This window comes from Enterobacter sp. R-25, assembly GCF_049913205.1.
Lineage (GTDB): Bacteria > Pseudomonadota > Gammaproteobacteria > Enterobacterales > Enterobacteriaceae > Enterobacter > Enterobacter ludwigii.
In genome coordinates, this window is record NZ_CP183982.1 from 3,956,056 (window position 1) to 3,971,850 (window position 15,795).

At 56.2% G+C, this 15,795-nt stretch carries 18 protein-coding genes; 7 read left to right on the forward strand and 11 right to left on the reverse strand.

Going from position 1 to position 15,795, the window contains the following annotated elements; genetic code table 11:
* Positions 1-2: 2 nt before the first annotated feature.
* The 3 genes from ACN9MQ_RS18825 to ACN9MQ_RS18835 all read left to right on the forward strand — a co-directional run bounded on the left by ACN9MQ_RS18825 (position 3) and on the right by ACN9MQ_RS18835 (position 2,157).
* Complete coding sequence (locus ACN9MQ_RS18825) at positions 3-596, forward strand: XTP/dITP diphosphatase (RefSeq protein WP_138614615.1); 594 nt, start codon at positions 3-5, stop codon at positions 594-596.
* Positions 589-1,731 (forward strand): radical SAM family heme chaperone HemW, encoded by a 1,143-nt coding sequence (hemW, locus tag ACN9MQ_RS18830; protein ID WP_014171573.1) that lies wholly within the window; start codon positions 589-591, stop codon positions 1,729-1,731. The genes ACN9MQ_RS18825 and hemW overlap by 8 nt, the downstream gene beginning before the upstream one ends.
* 63 nt (positions 1,732-1,794) lie before the next feature.
* Positions 1,795-2,157, forward strand: a complete 363-nt coding sequence (locus ACN9MQ_RS18835; protein ID WP_032678948.1) for a DUF559 domain-containing protein — start codon at positions 1,795-1,797, stop codon at positions 2,155-2,157.
* Between the two features lie 61 nt (positions 2,158-2,218).
* Here ACN9MQ_RS18835 and ACN9MQ_RS18840 read toward each other — a convergent pair whose 3' ends face one another.
* Genes ACN9MQ_RS18840 through trmB form a run of 3 tightly spaced genes read right to left on the reverse strand, consistent with a single transcriptional unit; the run spans position 2,219 to position 4,037 of the window.
* Positions 2,219-2,935 carry a DUF2884 domain-containing protein gene (locus ACN9MQ_RS18840; protein WP_020883689.1) on the reverse strand — a complete coding sequence of 239 codons (717 nt, stop codon included), beginning with the start codon at positions 2,933-2,935 and terminating at the stop codon, positions 2,219-2,221.
* Between the two features lie 56 nt (positions 2,936-2,991).
* Entirely contained in the window at positions 2,992-3,318 is a 327-nt protein-coding gene (locus ACN9MQ_RS18845) for a YggL family protein (RefSeq protein ID WP_020883688.1), read from the reverse strand.
* On the reverse strand, positions 3,318-4,037 hold the full coding sequence (trmB, locus tag ACN9MQ_RS18850; protein WP_020883687.1) for a tRNA (guanosine(46)-N7)-methyltransferase TrmB: 720 nt from the start codon (positions 4,035-4,037) through the stop codon (positions 3,318-3,320). Before trmB ends, ACN9MQ_RS18845 begins: the two co-directional genes overlap by 1 nt.
* Positions 4,038-4,181: 144 nt before the next feature.
* Here trmB and mutY point away from each other — a divergent pair, with 144 nt between their 5' ends.
* From mutY to ACN9MQ_RS18870, 4 genes are all read left to right on the forward strand, one after another.
* Positions 4,182-5,234, forward strand: a complete 1,053-nt coding sequence (gene mutY / locus ACN9MQ_RS18855; RefSeq protein WP_169809773.1) for an A/G-specific adenine glycosylase — start codon at positions 4,182-4,184, stop codon at positions 5,232-5,234.
* Between the two features lie 26 nt (positions 5,235-5,260).
* Positions 5,261-5,533 carry an oxidative damage protection protein gene (locus tag ACN9MQ_RS18860; protein ID WP_032678953.1) on the forward strand — a complete coding sequence of 91 codons (273 nt, stop codon included), beginning with the start codon at positions 5,261-5,263 and terminating at the stop codon, positions 5,531-5,533.
* A 56-nt stretch (positions 5,534-5,589) separates the two neighbouring features.
* The gene (gene mltC, locus ACN9MQ_RS18865; RefSeq protein WP_025203253.1) at positions 5,590-6,666 is read left to right on the forward strand and encodes a membrane-bound lytic murein transglycosylase MltC; all 1,077 of its coding nucleotides are present in this window, start codon (positions 5,590-5,592) and stop codon (positions 6,664-6,666) included.
* Positions 6,667-6,911: 245 nt separating this feature from the next.
* Positions 6,912-8,168 (forward strand): nucleoside permease, encoded by a 1,257-nt coding sequence (locus tag ACN9MQ_RS18870; protein WP_020883685.1) that lies wholly within the window; start codon positions 6,912-6,914, stop codon positions 8,166-8,168.
* Positions 8,169-8,186: 18 nt separating this feature from the next.
* Here ACN9MQ_RS18870 and citG read toward each other — a convergent pair whose 3' ends face one another.
* Genes citG through ACN9MQ_RS18910 form a run of 8 tightly spaced genes read right to left on the reverse strand, consistent with a single transcriptional unit; the run spans position 8,187 to position 15,504 of the window.
* The gene (citG, locus tag ACN9MQ_RS18875; protein WP_426021158.1) at positions 8,187-8,996 is read right to left on the reverse strand and encodes a triphosphoribosyl-dephospho-CoA synthase CitG; all 810 of its coding nucleotides are present in this window, start codon (positions 8,994-8,996) and stop codon (positions 8,187-8,189) included.
* Positions 8,974-9,513 (reverse strand): citrate lyase holo-[acyl-carrier protein] synthase, encoded by a 540-nt coding sequence (gene citX, locus ACN9MQ_RS18880; protein ID WP_182268809.1) that lies wholly within the window; start codon positions 9,511-9,513, stop codon positions 8,974-8,976. Before citX ends, citG begins: the two co-directional genes overlap by 23 nt.
* A 2-nt stretch (positions 9,514-9,515) precedes the next feature.
* Entirely contained in the window at positions 9,516-11,033 is a 1,518-nt protein-coding gene (gene citF / locus ACN9MQ_RS18885) for a citrate lyase subunit alpha (RefSeq protein WP_221716751.1), read from the reverse strand.
* Positions 11,034-11,043: 10 nt separating this feature from the next.
* Positions 11,044-11,919, reverse strand: a complete 876-nt coding sequence (citE, locus tag ACN9MQ_RS18890) for a citrate (pro-3S)-lyase subunit beta (RefSeq protein ID WP_014171585.1) — start codon at positions 11,917-11,919, stop codon at positions 11,044-11,046.
* Positions 11,916-12,209, reverse strand: coding sequence for a citrate lyase acyl carrier protein (gene citD, locus ACN9MQ_RS18895; RefSeq protein ID WP_333052057.1), 294 nt, complete (start codon positions 12,207-12,209; stop codon positions 11,916-11,918). Before citD ends, citE begins: the two co-directional genes overlap by 4 nt.
* 16 nt (positions 12,210-12,225) lie before the next feature.
* Entirely contained in the window at positions 12,226-13,251 is a 1,026-nt protein-coding gene (gene citC, locus ACN9MQ_RS18900) for a [citrate (pro-3S)-lyase] ligase (protein WP_014171587.1), read from the reverse strand.
* 10 nt (positions 13,252-13,261) lie between these two features.
* A complete protein-coding gene (locus ACN9MQ_RS18905; RefSeq protein ID WP_014171588.1) occupies positions 13,262-14,125 on the reverse strand; it encodes a fumarylacetoacetate hydrolase family protein in 864 nt (287 codons plus the stop codon).
* 17 nt (positions 14,126-14,142) lie between these two features.
* Complete coding sequence (locus ACN9MQ_RS18910) at positions 14,143-15,504, reverse strand: 2-hydroxycarboxylate transporter family protein (RefSeq protein WP_014171589.1); 1,362 nt, start codon at positions 15,502-15,504, stop codon at positions 14,143-14,145.
* Positions 15,505-15,795: the final 291 nt, after the last annotated feature.

Consider the following 15,795-nt stretch of genomic DNA (forward strand, 5'->3'; position numbering starts at 1 on the left):
CCATGCAGAAAGTTGTTCTCGCTACCGGTAACGCCGGTAAAGTGCGCGAGCTGGCCTCGCTATTAAATGATTTTGGACTGGATGTCGTTGCACAGACCGAACTGGGTGTGGAGTCCGCCGAAGAGACAGGGCTGACGTTTATCGAAAACGCGATCCTGAAAGCGCGCCATGCCGCACAGATTACCGGTTTGCCCGCGATTGCCGACGACTCCGGTCTGGCGGTAGATGCCCTTGGCGGTGCGCCGGGTATCTACTCCGCACGCTATTCAGGCGTCGATGCCACCGACCAGCAGAATCTGGAAAAGCTGCTTGTCGCGTTGAAAGACGTGCCAGATGATAAACGCCAGGCTCAGTTCCACTGCGTACTGGTCTATCTGCGTCATGCCGAAGACCCTACGCCAGTCGTCTGCCACGGCAGCTGGCCGGGGGTGATTACCCGTGAAGCGGCAGGCAGTGGTGGCTTTGGCTACGACCCGATTTTCTTTGTCCCGTCTGAGGGCAAAACCGCTGCGGAACTGTCCCGCGAAGAGAAAAGCGCGATTTCCCACCGTGGACGCGCCCTGAAACTGTTACTGGAAGCACTGCGTAATGGCTAATTTGCCACCTCTGAGTCTTTATATTCACATCCCGTGGTGCGTGCAGAAATGCCCGTACTGCGATTTCAACTCGCACGCGCTGAAAGGTGAAGTGCCGCATGATGACTACGTTGCGCATCTGCTGGCCGACCTGGATGCCGATGTACCTTACGCACAGGGACGTGAAGTTAAGACCATTTTCATTGGTGGCGGTACGCCGAGCCTGCTTTCTGGCCCGGCGATGCAAACGCTGCTGGACGGCGTGCGTGCGCGCCTGAACCTGGCCGCGGATGCTGAAATAACAATGGAAGCCAACCCCGGCACCGTTGAAGCCGACCGTTTTGTCGATTATCAACGTGCAGGCGTAAACCGCATCTCGATCGGTGTCCAGAGCTTTAGCGAGCCGAAGCTGAAACGTCTGGGACGCATTCACGGCCCGGAAGAGGCAAAGCGCGCGGCAAACCTGGCCACTGGCTTAGGCCTGCGCAGCTTTAACCTGGATTTGATGCACGGCCTGCCGGACCAGTCGCTGGAGGAAGCGCTGGACGATCTGCGTCAGGCGATCGCGCTTAACCCACCGCATCTCTCCTGGTATCAGCTGACTATTGAGCCAAACACGCTGTTTGGTTCCCGTCCGCCGGTGCTGCCGGATGATGACGCCCTGTGGGATATCTTTGAGCAAGGTCATCAGCTTTTGACCGCGGCAGGGTATCAGCAATACGAAACCTCCGCATACGCGAAGCCGGGTTACCAGTGTCAGCACAACCTGAACTACTGGCGCTTTGGTGATTATCTGGGGATTGGCTGTGGCGCACACGGTAAAGTAACCTTCCCTGACGGGCGCATCCTGCGTACCGCCAAAACGCGTCATCCGCGTGGTTACATGGAAGGCCGCTACCTTGAACGTCAGCATGATGTTGAGGCGGCGGATAAACCGTTTGAGTTCTTTATGAACCGCTTCCGCTTGTTGGAACCCGCACCACGTGCGGAGTTTGCGCGTTATACCGGATTGCCGGAAGCCACGATTCGTCCGCAGATTGACGAGGCGCTGGCGCAGGGATATCTCACCGAGTGTGAGGATTACTGGCAGATCACCGAGCACGGCAAACTGTTTTTAAACTCCCTGCTTGAGTTGTTCCTCGCAGAAGATTCCTGAAGGCTGATTCAGGATTTTGCACCCCATTCTGCCGGCTGAGGGAAAGGCTGGCAGAGTGTGGGGATGGATATTACTCGTACTGATGCAAAACAGCTCAGACGGGAGCTGACAAAAGAAGAAAGACGGCTTTGGTATCTACTGCGCAGCCGCCGCTTCGAAAATTATAAATTTCGTCGACCACATCCTGTAGATCACTACATTCTGCATTTCACCTGCTGTGCGGCTCATCTGGCTATTGAACTGGATGGCGGGCAACTTGATGAAAAGCAGGAATACGATCGTCAAAGAACGTGCTGGCTTAACGAGAAAGGCTGGTATGTCATTCGATTTTGGAACAACGAACTCTGTAATAACGAAGAAGCGGTGTTAGAAAAGATCCTTGAAACACTGCAAATGCTGCAACCCTCACCCCGGCCCTCTCTCTAAAAGGGAAAGGGAGCAAACCATCCCCTCGCCCCTTTGGGGAGAGGGTTAGGGTGAGGGGAAATTACTTCAGCGTTCCCACGAGCGCCTTACGGCTATCTTCCAGCGACACCACGCGTTTACAGACGTCTTTGCCGAACTGCTGGAAATCGTCTTCCTGGTTCTTCCACTCGTTCTGAATCGAGGTCTGCAGCCCACCCAGGCTACCGAGCACGCCCTGCAGTGGGTTACCGCCGCCTTTCAGCACCGCTTTAGCCCCCATCTCGTTAATGCTGTCCTGCAGGATGCCACCCATTGCCTGGTTCACCAGCTGCTGACCGTCGGCACGAACCTGATCGATTGCCTTGTAATGGAACGTCAGGCCGTCGGAGCGATGCTCAATAATGCGGTTCATCTGCTCTTTCAGCTGTTTGTCGAGCTTCGTCAGGCGGGTGCGCATGTTACTGCTCTCACCCACCTCTTTGGTGATGATCTTATCCAGCGCGACGCGGCTCTTCTCTACGCGCGTCAGGGCACCTTCATCAATCCACGGCAGCGCGGTACGCAAATCGGCCTGGTAGTCTTTCGCCTGCTCACGCTGAGCGGGGGTCAGGTTGTACTGTTTACCGTTAAATGTGACGTTCCCGTCCGGCGTAATCACCAGATGACCGTTCTCGCCTTTGACCTGCACGGTTTGCGGGCTTAACACCACGTCATCACGCGGGGTGACGCTACATTTATACTCCGCATGAGCGGTGAATCCGGTTGCCATTAAGGCAACAGCCAGCAACGTTTTGCGCATCTTAAACACTCCCTCAGACAAAATGGGCCAGCTAATGCTGGCCCCTTACTGCTTAATTAGTCCCACCAAACGTCAAAAAGTTCGCTGACGCGGACATCTTCCAGTTTGTGGTCTTCAAGCCATTTGCGCACAAGCGCCTGATGTTCTTCGGTGCATTTACCGACTTCCTGGGTGCAGATCAGACCTTCCCATGCCAGGTAACCGCTACCATCAAAGGCCAGCTTGTTTGGCTCGATCACTTCATTAATGAACGCATCTACGTCCTGATCGATCTGGTCTACGCTGGTGCCTTCCGGGAAACGCCACGCAACGGAGAAGCCCACTTCCTGGAATTCTTCGATGTGCATTTTTTTACGCAGACGACGGCTACGATTCTTTGCCATTATTTCACCCTCTCGAACATTAAGTCCCATACGCCGTGACCAAGACGATGGCCACGCTGTTCAAATTTTGTCACCGGACGTGAATCCGGACGCGGTACATAGTCGTTGCTTGCAGACTGGTTTTTATACCCGTCCAGAGACGACATGACTTCCAGCATATGTTCCGCATAAGGTTCCCAGTCGGTCGCCATATGGAAGACACCGCCCAGTTTCAGCTTACTTTTTACCAGCTCAGCAAACGGCGCCTGAACGATACGGCGTTTATTATGCCGTGCTTTGTGCCACGGGTCAGGGAAAAAGAGCTGAACCATGGTCAAAGAATTGTCAGGAATCATTTTGTGCAGCACTTCAACCGCGTCGTGACACATAACGCGCAGGTTCTCAACGCCCTCTTCATGAGCCGTTGCCAGACATGCGCCTACGCCTGGCGAGTGCACCTCAATACCGAGGAAATTTTGCTCCGGGCGCGCGTGGGCCATGGTAACCAGTGAAGACCCCATACCGAAGCCAATCTCCAGTGTTACCGGCGCGTCGCGACCAAACAGCTCGGTAAAGTCCAGAGGCTGCTCGCTGAACTCAACGCCCATCACCGGCCAGTAGTTGTCCAGCGCATGTTGCTGCCCTTTGGTCAGGCGACCCTGACGGCGGACAAAGCTGCGAATACGGCGCAGCGGGCGACCGTTTTCATCAAATTCCGGTGAAATGACGTCGTTTTTCATAAAAGAGTTGTCTGCTTGTGAGAATGTTCGGGAAACGGGCATTATCCAAAGTTAAGGCTTCTATGCAAGCATGGGAAAGATCCGGTTTACAGCAGATTGACGCTGTGCTGCAATCGGCGTCCCTGATTATGCGAATCGATGACCATGCAAGCCTCTCAATTTTCAGCCCAGGTGCTGGACTGGTACGACAAATACGGGCGTAAAACCCTGCCCTGGCAAATTGAAAAAACGCCTTACAAAGTATGGCTCTCCGAAGTGATGTTGCAACAAACGCAGGTCGCCACGGTGATTCCTTACTTCGAGCGCTTTATGGCACGTTTCCCAACGGTGACCGACCTGGCCAATGCGCCATTAGACGAGGTGCTGCATTTGTGGACCGGTCTCGGTTACTACGCCCGTGCGCGCAATTTGCATAAAGCCGCGCAGCAGGTGGCGACCCGACACCACGGCACATTTCCGGAAACCTTCGATGAAGTGGCTGATTTGCCCGGCGTCGGACGTTCAACCGCTGGCGCAATCCTCTCCCTGTCTTTAGGTAAACATTTCCCGATCCTCGACGGCAACGTGAAGCGCGTCCTCGCACGATGCTATGCCGTTGACGGCTGGCCGGGAAAAAAAGAGGTCGAAAAACGGCTGTGGGAGATCAGCGAAGCGGTTACCCCGGCAAAAGGCGTGGAGCGCTTTAACCAGGCGATGATGGACCTGGGGGCCATGGTCTGCACGCGATCAAAACCGAAATGCGAACTTTGCCCGGTCAATAATCTCTGCGTGGCTTATGCGAACCACGCATGGGCGCAGTATCCGGGCAAAAAGCCAAAGCAGACGCTGCCAGAGCGCACCGGCTACATGCTGTTGATGCAGCATGGCGATGGCGTCTTTCTGGCGCAGCGGCCGCCGAGCGGCCTGTGGGGTGGTCTATACTGCTTCCCACAGTTTGAAGATGAAGAATTGTTACGGGAATGGCTTAAACAGCGCGGCATCGCTGCCGATAACCTGACGCAGCTGACCGCGTTTCGTCATACCTTTAGCCATTTCCATCTGGATATTGTACCGATGTGGCTTCCCGTGTCCTCAATCACCGCCTGCATGGATGAAGGAACGGCTCTCTGGTATAACTTAGCGCAACCGCCATCAGTCGGGCTGGCGGCTCCCGTGGAGCGCCTGTTACAGCAATTACGTGCCGGTGCAATGGTTTAGCATCAGCCACCAACAGAGGAATGAGTATGGCCAGAACTATTTTTTGTACTTTCCTGCAGCGTGACGCTGAAGGCCAGGATTTCCAGCTTTATCCGGGCGAACTGGGTAAGCGCATCTATAACGAAATTTCCAAAGAAGCCTGGGGACAGTGGCAGAAAAAACAGACCATGCTGATCAACGAGAAGAAACTCAGCATGATGAACCCGGAGCACCGCAAGCTGCTTGAGCAGGAGATGGTGAACTTCCTGTTCGAAGGCAAAGACGTCCACATCGAAGGCTATACGCCGCCGGAACAATAACAGCGTGCGGGGGCAACTCCGCCGTACAAGCAAACACAACACGCACTCCCGGAATGATGAAAAAATTTTTAGCGCTAGCCCTTGTTGCGCCGTTGCTTGTCTCTTGTTCTTCCAAAAAAGGCGATGATTACAACGAAGCCTGGATAAAGGACACCAACGGTTTTGACATTTTGATGGGGCAGTTTGCCCATAACATCGAAAATATATGGGGATTTAACGAAGTTCTTATTGCCGGACCTAAGGACTACGTTAAGTACACCGACGCCTATCAGACCCGTAGCCACATCAACTTTGATGAGGGGACTATCACGGTTGAAACCATCGCAGGCACCGAACCTGCCGCACGGTTACGTCAGGCGATCGTGAAAACCTTGCTGATGGGTGACGATCCAGGCTCAATCGATCTCTACTCCGACGCCGATGACATCACCATCTCCAAAGAACCGTTCCTGTACGGCCAGGTTGTCGATCAGACTGGACAGGCCATCCGCTGGGAAGGGCGTGCCACAAAATTTGCCGATTATCTGCTGCAGACGCGCCTGAAAAGCCGCTCTAACGGCCTGAAGATCATCTACAGCGTCACCATTAACCTCGTGCCGAACCACCTCGACAAACGTGCGCATAAGTACATTGGCATGGTGCGTCAGGCCTCGCGTAAGTACGGCGTGGATGAGTCGCTGATCCTGGCGATCATGCAGACCGAATCGTCGTTTAACCCGTACGCGGTAAGCCGTTCCGACGCGCTGGGACTGATGCAGGTCGTGCAGCACAGCGCAGGTAAAGACGTCTTCCGCGCTCAGGGTAAATCCGGTACGCCGAGCCGCAGTTATCTGTTCGATCCACAAAGCAACATTGATACCGGCACCGCCTACCTGGCGATGCTCAACAATGTCTACCTGGGTGGAATTGATAACCCGACATCACGTCGCTATGCGGTGATCACCGCGTATAACGGCGGTGCGGGCAGCGTCCTGCGCGTCTTCTCGAGTGACAAAGTGCAGGCGGCGAATATCATCAACAGTATGGCGCCGGGGGATGTCTATTCCACGCTCACCACCCGACACCCGTCTGCGGAATCGCGTCGTTATCTGTATAAAGTGAACACGGCGCAAAAAAACTACCGTCGACGCTAAACCCTTTACCCTGCCCTCTTCCTGTGGGAGAGGGCCAGGGTGAGGGCATCAGACCGCACCCTCCCCGCTCCCACCCATACGAAAATGTTATTTGCATCACAATCCAAACTGCAAATTAATGTGGATTGCATTTTTTTGCGGGAGGTAACAAAACATAACCTCGCCTGCTGATAGAATTGCATCAAATAACAACCCTGAATGTTCCTATAACAACATATCTCCCGCTCACTTGTGAGGAAAGTAACATGAACCTTAAGCTGCAGCTTAAAATATTGTCGTTTCTGCAGTTCTGCCTGTGGGGTAGCTGGCTGACTACACTCGGCTCCTATATGTTTGTGACGCTCAAGTTCGATGGTGCGTCTATCGGTGCCGTCTACAGCTCGCTCGGTATTGCGGCTGTTTTTATGCCAACGCTGCTGGGTATCGTGGCGGATAAATGGTTAAGTGCGAAATGGCTGTACATGCTTTGCCATCTGGTGGGTGCGGGGACGCTGTTTATGGCAGCCCAGGTCACCACGCCGGGGGCGATGTTCATGGTGATCCTGTTTAACTCGCTGGCCTACATGCCAACGCTTGGCCTGATCAACACCATCTCCTACTACCGCCTGAAATCTGCCGGTATGGAAATCGTCACCGATTTCCCGCCAATCCGTATCTGGGGCACCATCGGCTTTATCATGGCAATGTGGGGCGTGAGCTTCGCAGGCTTCGAACTGAGCCATATGCAGCTCTACATCGGGGCGGCACTCTCCGTGGTGCTGGCGCTGTTCACCCTGACCCTGCCGCATATTCCGGTGTCTAACCAGCAGAAAAACCAAAGCTGGAGCACCATGCTCGGTCTGGACGCCTTTGCGCTGTTTAAAAACAAACGCATGGCGATCTTCTTTATCTTCTCCATGCTGCTGGGTGCGGAACTGCAGATCACCAACATGTTCGGCAACACCTTCCTGCACAGCTTCGACAATAACCCGCTGTTCTCTGGCAGCTTTATCGTTGAACATGCGTCAGTGATGATGTCCATCTCTCAGATCTCTGAGACGCTGTTCATCCTGACCATCCCGTTCTTCCTGAGCCGCTACGGCATCAAGAACGTCATGCTGATCAGTATCGCTGCATGGATGTTGCGCTTCGGTCTGTTTGCCTACGGCGACCCAAGCCCGTTCGGTACCGTGCTGCTGGTTCTGTCGATGATTGTTTACGGCTGCGCCTTCGACTTCTTCAACATCTCTGGTTCGGTGTTTGTGGAAAAAGAGGTGAAACCTGAAATTCGCGCCAGTGCTCAGGGTATGTTCCTGATGATGACCAACGGCTTCGGCTGTATTCTGGGCGGTGTGGTGAGCGGTAAAGTGGTTGAGATGTACACCACTAACGGCATCACCAACTGGCAGCCCGTGTGGCTTATCTTCGCCGCGTACTCGTTGGTACTGTTCTTCGCGTTTATCGCACTGTTCAAGTACAAGCACGTACGCGAACCGCACGCTGCGCAGCCTATCGCGCATTAATGATGATCCCCTCTCCTTTCAGGAGAGGGGTAATTTCGCCAACACCCATCCTACCGACAATAAATCCGCACTGCCCCCCGGGCTTAAATTCCGTTTAATGAGCGCATTGTCCATCTGTATTAATGCATCACGATCCCAGCCACGCGTCAGTAATGCCCGCGCATAACCCTGCACATAGCGCAGCCCTTCCATACCACCGCGCGACACCAGGTTACTGTCCTGATTCATCGCCATCAGGCGCAGCAGCAGGTCATGCAGCGCGTGCCCGTTCCATTGCGCCAGCGCTGCACGCACCGTAGCAAAACCGCTTTCCGCTTCGCCCCGCGCGCCGGTTAAACCATACTGCTGAAACTGCCGCTCCCCTGCCGTCGCCTGTCCACTGCGGGCCGCCAGCTCACGCGCCACCAGCCCGCGACAGAGGTGACTCACCTCACTACAGAGGCTCTCAGCCGTGGCGTGTTCCACACGTCCGGCGGCAAAGCACAGCAAACCGAGGGCAAAAATGCCGCCTTTATGCGTATTCACCCCGCACGTTGCAGCGTACATTGCCTGTTCACAGGCAATGCCCATCGGGCGAATGATCCGTATTTGTTCCGCCGCGGGTTTATCCGCATAGGTATGACCCAGCTCTGCAAAGCGCGCAAACCACGGGGTGATAGCCGCAATACTGCGGGTAAACAGCGCATGGTCCATATCGCGGTGTGCACCGTTGTTGAGCTTATCCACCAGACCCGGCTTGGGCGTCAACGCCAGCTCCTGCCATAACGCCTCTTCGGCGAGCCCTGGCACATCGCATGGCTGCGGGTTAGTCGCGAGCAAACCAGTCATCGATCATCTTCTCCACGCGAGCCACCACCTGCTCTACAGGATGCTTACGCGAACGGGAACAGGCGTGGGCAGGCTCATCACATACCAGACAGCGCCGGAGGTGTGCCCCTAAAGACTGGCGCCCCACATGCCCCTGTGCCGGGCAGATCACATCCAAATCCCACAGCCTGCCGAGCGGGTGAGTCTGCTCCAGATCCGCACAGTGCGCTTTGATTTCCGCCGCCGGATGCGCCACGCACCAGATTGCTTCTGGCCCGGTGGGCAGCCACAACACCTGGCGGTCCAGCACCTGCCAGCGGTTTTCCCACAGCAGCTGGTCGCACATCTGCAATGCCACGCCCATCGTATTGCGATAGCGCAGGCTGTCTTTGATCTCCCCGGGGGTGACGAGCGTGAGAGAAATCACCGGTTGTTGATAGTGCGTGAGCCAGTCAGTCTGGCGTGCTGCACGGCGCTCTTTCGCCGCCAGCAGCTCCTCCAGGCTGACACCCGCCCGCACGGGTGTCGCTACAGTCATCATTACTCCTTCACCTGTCGAACGGTGTCGATAACGCTGCCGTCGCGGTAGCGGATCACACCGACGATTTTGTCGGTAAACTCAATGGGTTTTGGTACGCCGGTCAGTGATATCGCCCGCTCGAAAAGCGCGTTGATATCGACAACGTTGAGGCCTGCGGCAAGCAGTCGTTCGCGGATTTCCGGGCGTGCCGGGTTAACCGCGATGCCGTGATCGGTAACCAGCACGTCGATGCTCTCCCCGGGCGTCAGCCGGGTGGTCACCCGCTTCACGAGGGTTGGAATACGGCTACGCAGCAGGGGGGCGACCACGATGGTCAGGTTCGCCGCCGCGGCCACATCACAATGTCCGCCGGATGCCCCACGCATTACGCCGTCAGAGCCGGTAATAACATTGACGTTAAAATCGACGTCAATTTCCAGGGCGCTGAGGATCACCACATCAAGCTGGTCGCAGCTTGCTGCCTTGCTGCCGGGGTTGGCATAAACGTTGGTGGAGATCTCCACATGATTCGGATTTCGTGCCAGCGAGGCCGCGGCCTGGCCGTCGAAACACTGGGTATCGAGCAGCTTTTCGATCAGGCCTTTCTCGTGCAGATCCACCAGGCTGCCGGTAATGCCCCCGAGCGCGAAGCGCGCCTTCACGCCGCTGCGCTCCATTTTCTCCTCCATAAAGCGGGTACAGGCGGTAGCCGCCGCACCGGAGCCGGTCTGCATGGAAAAACCGGGTTTGAAATAGCCTGAATGTTCAATCACATCCGCCGCGTAGCGGGCAATCATCAGCTCACGCGGATTACTGGTCACGCGAGCTGCACCGACGCTGATTTTCGCCGGGTCACCCACGCTCTCCACCTGCACAATGTAATCCACCTGATCCTGCACCAGGCTGGCGGGCATATTCGGGAACGGTACCAGTTCTTCGGTCAGCAGCACCACCTTGCGGGCGAAATGCGCGTCCACCATTGCATAGCCAAGCGAGCCGCAGCACGATTTCCCGTGCGTGCCGTTGGCGTTGCCAAATTCATCGCTGCACGGCACGCCAAGAAACGCCACGTCGATATTCAGCTCGCCGTCCTGCAACAGCTTCACGCGCCCGCCGTGGGAGTGAATTTGTACCGGCTCGGCCATCAACCCGTGTGAGATAGCGTCCGCCAGCTTGCCCCGCATACCGGAGGTGTAAATCCGGGTGATAACGCCGCTTTCGATGTGTTCGATCAGCGCGTCGTTACAGGTCATCAGCGAGCTGGAAGCCAGCGTCAGGTTTTTAAAGCCCATACGCGCAAGCAGCGCCACGACGGTATTGATCACCCGGTCGCCTTCGCGAAACGCGTGGTGGAAGGAGACGGTCATCCCGTCCTGTAACCCGCTGCGTAACACCGCCTCTTCGACCGAAGCACAGAGCTTACGGGTGTGTTTTTCGTCAGGGCTGTTCAGCCATGGCGTTGCGCTGTGGGCGGCATCAAACGGTTTTAAGTCCCGCAGATGGGGGAAATTCACATGGAGAAGTTCAGTCTGATTCATTGTGTAATCCTTAACGACGCACGCCGGAGGCCGCCGCGCGTTCCAGCACCATCTGCGCGTGGTTAATAATAGGGGCATCGACCATTTTGCCGTTGAGCGACACGACGCCCAGGCCGTTACGCTCCCCCTCTTCTGCCGCTTCAATCACCCGTTTCGCGTGATCCACTTCCTGCTGGGTTGGGGCATAGGCGTTATGTAACAGGTCAATCTGACGTGGGTTAATCAGCGATTTACCGTTAAAGCCCATCTTGCGGATCAAATCGACCTCGCGCAGGAAGCCGGCTTCATCGTTAACGTCCGACCACACCACGTCGAAAGCGTCGATACCCGCGGCGCGGGCGGCGTGCAGCACGGCACAGCGGGCATAAAACAGCTCAGTGCCATCCCCGCGTTCCGTCTGCATGTCCATCACATAATCAAAGGCGGCCAGCGCGATCCCGATTAAGCGCGGAGAACTGCGGGCAATGGCCACGGCGTTAATCACCCCAATCGCGGACTCAATAGCCGCCATGACGCGGGTCGAGCCCGGCTCGCGCCCGCATTCACGCTCGATACGCGCCAGATGCCCTTCCAGCTCATCGATATCCTCCGGGGTGTCGGTTTTCGGCAATCGAATCACGTCCACCCCTGCCCGCACGGCGGCTTCCAGATCCAGCAAGCCAAACGGCGTGCTCAGCGGGTTAATGCGCACCACGGTTTCGATATCCTGATACATCGGGTGCTGCAGGGCATGAAACACCAGCATGCGCGCGGTATCCTTCTCGCGCAGGGCGACGGCGTCTTCAAGGTCAAACATGATGGAGTCCGGGCGGTAGATAAATGCCGTAGAGAGCATGGCGGCGTTTGCGCCCGGCAGGAACAGCATACTGCGGCGGAGTTTGCTCATTTCAGCGCCCCCCAGTTGAGTGTCGGCTCATCGGCTGCGCGCAGGAGCGCGCTTTGCAGGCGGGCGCGGATCACACAGTCCAGCGCCCCTTTGTCTTCAACAATAATTAATCCCTGGTGCACGTTCATGGCGCGCAATGTGTCGTTAACGACCTGGCGAATATATTCGCCAAACTGCTTAATCACTTCACTGTGGATGATAATTTCCAGCTCACCCTGAGCGGGGGCAATTTTTACCATCAGGTCGCTGGACTCCTGCGTACCGGCCAGCGCCTCCCTTACAATTTTCATGATAAATTCCTGATAGTTATGCGACTTCCGCACTCGCACGGTAATGCGTTTCGAGGTGCGCGAAGGTGGAGTCCGGGACAATCTCCCGGATCCGGGAAAACTGCTGTGTCTTAAGCAAGCGGCGGACTTCCGACGCGGAAATAGCGTTGCCGGTGACCTTGATGCGCGGCATTTCCACCACGTCAATCTGCGAGGCCAGCAGGTCGTGCAGCGTCTGGTTGTATTGACGGGTGATATCGCAAAACGGCTCCGAGCCGATAAAGCGATGCGTAATACCCAGCGCCGGGGCGATGAAGTCCCGGAAGATCAGCACATCGATTTCGCTCCACGCCTGCTGTACTTTGCCGGTCTCTTTCAGGAAGTAGGCCGGGAACGTGGCGCGGGAGATGATGTACTGCGATCCTTCATGCACAATCACGTTCGGCAGATGCGCCACGCCCGCCCGTACCATCTCTAGCCGGGCGCTGAACGGGAAGAACGAGGCATCCTCGCGCACCACAAACAGATGCAGCGCATCGCACTGCCCCGCGGCCTGCTCGACCAGATGCCGGTGGCCGAGGGTAAACGGATTCGCATTCATCACGATCGCGCCAATCTTCTTCCCGGCCTTGCGCTGACACTTGAGCGCGCGGCAGTAGCGCTGGATCCCCTGCGGGGTGTTCTCCATCAGCACCGCGTTGTTCCCGCTCTGGGCAATCGGCCAGAAGCCGCTGCGGCCAAAGCGCTCCTTGTTGCACGGACGGGTGCAGAGGAAGAGGTGAAAATGGCCGCGCTCCAGCGCCGCATTTTCCACCTCTGCCAGCAACCGTGCGCTGAGGTTCTCCCCACGAAGCTGCTCGTTTACCGCCACGCACTTGATGACGTTAGCGGCAAGCCCGGCACAACCCACCAGCTGCGTGCCGGACCAGGCTTCGACAAACAGCGTGATGTCGTTGTCCAGGCCAAGGCCGCTGTCTGCCAGCAGGTAACGGATCTGGCTTAAGCGTTCCGGGTGTTTCGCCACAAGGGTGTGGCGAAAATCGATAGTGGGTTGACTGTTCATGCCGTTTTACTCAGTGTGCTGCCGCAAGCCCGGTGGCGGGCGCTTCCATGATCACATTGCTCAGATGACCGATATGCTCGATCTCCACCTCAATGCGATCGCCCTCTTTCATGAACAGCGGCGGGTTGCGCTTTTTGCCCACGCCGCCAGGGGAGCCGGTGATGATCACATCGCCCGGGCTGAGACGGGTAAAGGTGCTGATGTATTCGATAAGCTCCGCGACCTTGTGGATCATGCTGCTGGTGTTGTCTTCCTGCACCATACGGCCGTTAAGCCAGGTGCGGATCGCCAGCTGGTGCGGGTCCGGGATCTCATCAGCCGTCGCCATCCACGGGCCAAACGCTCCGGTCTGACGCCAGTTCTTGCCTGCCGTAAACCAGGTGTGCTGCCAGTCGCGGGCGGAGCCGTCCATATAGCAGCTGTAACCCGCCACATGGCGCAGCGCCTCATCACGGCTGATGTTCTCTCCGGCTTTGCCGATGATGACCGCCAGCTCTCCTTCGTAGTCGAATTCACTGGAGTGACGCGGCTTCAGCACCGGTTCGTTGTGGCCGGTCTGTGAATCCGGGAAGCGGACAAACAGCGTCGGCGCCGGGTTGTGCTGGTCAAACTCTTTGCGTTTGTCGGCGTAGTTCATGCCCACGCAGAGGATTTTTTCCGGCTGCTCAATCACCGGTAAGAAGGTGATGGCATTCAGAGGGACATCCACGGCGTCGTTGAGATAACGGGTGGCCTCGGCCAGCCCGTTGCCCTGCAGCAGCGCTTTGAGGTCGCTGTAGCGGTCGCCGAGACGGCGACCTAAATCAATCACACCTTCGGCCTGAACGATGCCGTAGCTGCGTGTTCCCTGGTATAAAAAGCTTGCGAGTTTCATTGTTCTTTCCTGAAAACTTAAACGAGGAAGTTGCCCAGTATCAGCAGAGAGATGGAGACGTTAATCGCGCCGCCGATACGGGTAGCAATCTGGGCGAAGGGCATCAGACTCATACGGTTGCCTGCGGTCAGAATCGCCACGTCACCGGTACCGCCCTGGCCGCTCTGGCAGCAGGAGACGATGGCGACATCAATCGGGTGCATGCCAATCTTTTTGCCCACGAAGAAACCGGTCGCCACCAGCGCGGAGACGGTGCTGACAATCACCAGCAGGTTGGTCAGCGTGAATGCGGCGACCAGTTCATGCCAGGGGGTAATGGCCACGCCCACGGCGAAGAGAATGGGGTAAGTTACTGACGTCTGGAAGAATTTATACACCACCTGAGAGCCTTCCAGCAGACGCGGAGAGGCACCATTGCAAAGCTTGACCAGCACCGCCATAAACAGCATGCCAACCGGTGCGGGCAGGCCAATCAGCTTGTGGCCGAGCATCCCCAGCATGTAGAGCAGAACAGCCAGCAGTGCGCCAGAAGCGATCGTGGTCACGTCTGCTTTACCGGAGAACGCAGGCTGTGCGGTGGTTTCATCGGTATTCGCACGGTTAGGCATCAGTTGGCCTTCGCCGGTCAGGTGCGGGTAACGTTTACCGAGCTGATTAAGGCAGCCGGAGATGATGATTGCCGTCAGGCCGCCGAGCATAACCATAGGCAGAACGCGACCGAGCGCCACGCCCTGGTCCATATGCAGCAGGGTGGCATAGCCGATGGAGAGCGGGATCGCCCCTTCCCCAACACCGCCCGCCATGATCGGCAGAATGATAAAGAAGAAGATCTGGAATGGCTCAAGGCCCAGCGCTATCCCTACGCCCATGCCAACAATCATGCCGACAATTTCGCCGCACAGCATCGGGAAGAAGATGCGCAGGAAGCCCTGAATCAGCACGGTGCGGTTCATGCTCATGATGCTGCCGACAATGATGCAGCAGATGTAGAGATACAGAATGTTGGTGGATTTGTAGAACTTCGTGGTGGACTCCACCACCACATCCGGCAGCAGACCGTAATAGACCAGTGCCGAAGGAATAAAGGTGGCGCAAATCGCCGCCGCACCGAGTTTACCGACAATCGGCAGGCGCTTGCCAAACTCACCGCAGGCAAAGCCGAAGAACGCGAGCGTGGCGACCATCACCACGATATCGCTGGGCAGTTTGCCGCCGAGGCAATCAATGGCAATCAGCGCGCCGGCCAGGACAAACAGTGGCAGAGGGATAATTCCGATTTTCCACGTATCCATAATATGCCACCAGCGCTCTTTGAGTGATGGTCGCTGAATATCAATCGGGTCGTGGGTAACAGAGAAAGAATCGTCAGTTGTGCTCATAATAAGCCCCTTAGTTATTTTGTGCGTTCAGCTTAGAGTCACAAAGGCTTACTTTATGTGAGGGATGGCATATTAAAAGCGAAGTTTTTATGGCAGCTATGGTTTTAATGGTTTCTTTTATTTAATGTGATTCACGCCTTATTTATTGCCGTGGTTTTTATGGTTTCTTTTCTAAAACGAACAATCAAATAACATTTCTCCAGACGGCTTCAGGCGCATAGGCTATTCGGAAAATTCTTTTACAGGGCCTGCTGTGCAAGGGATCACAAGTTTTCGGCAAACCGGGCATCG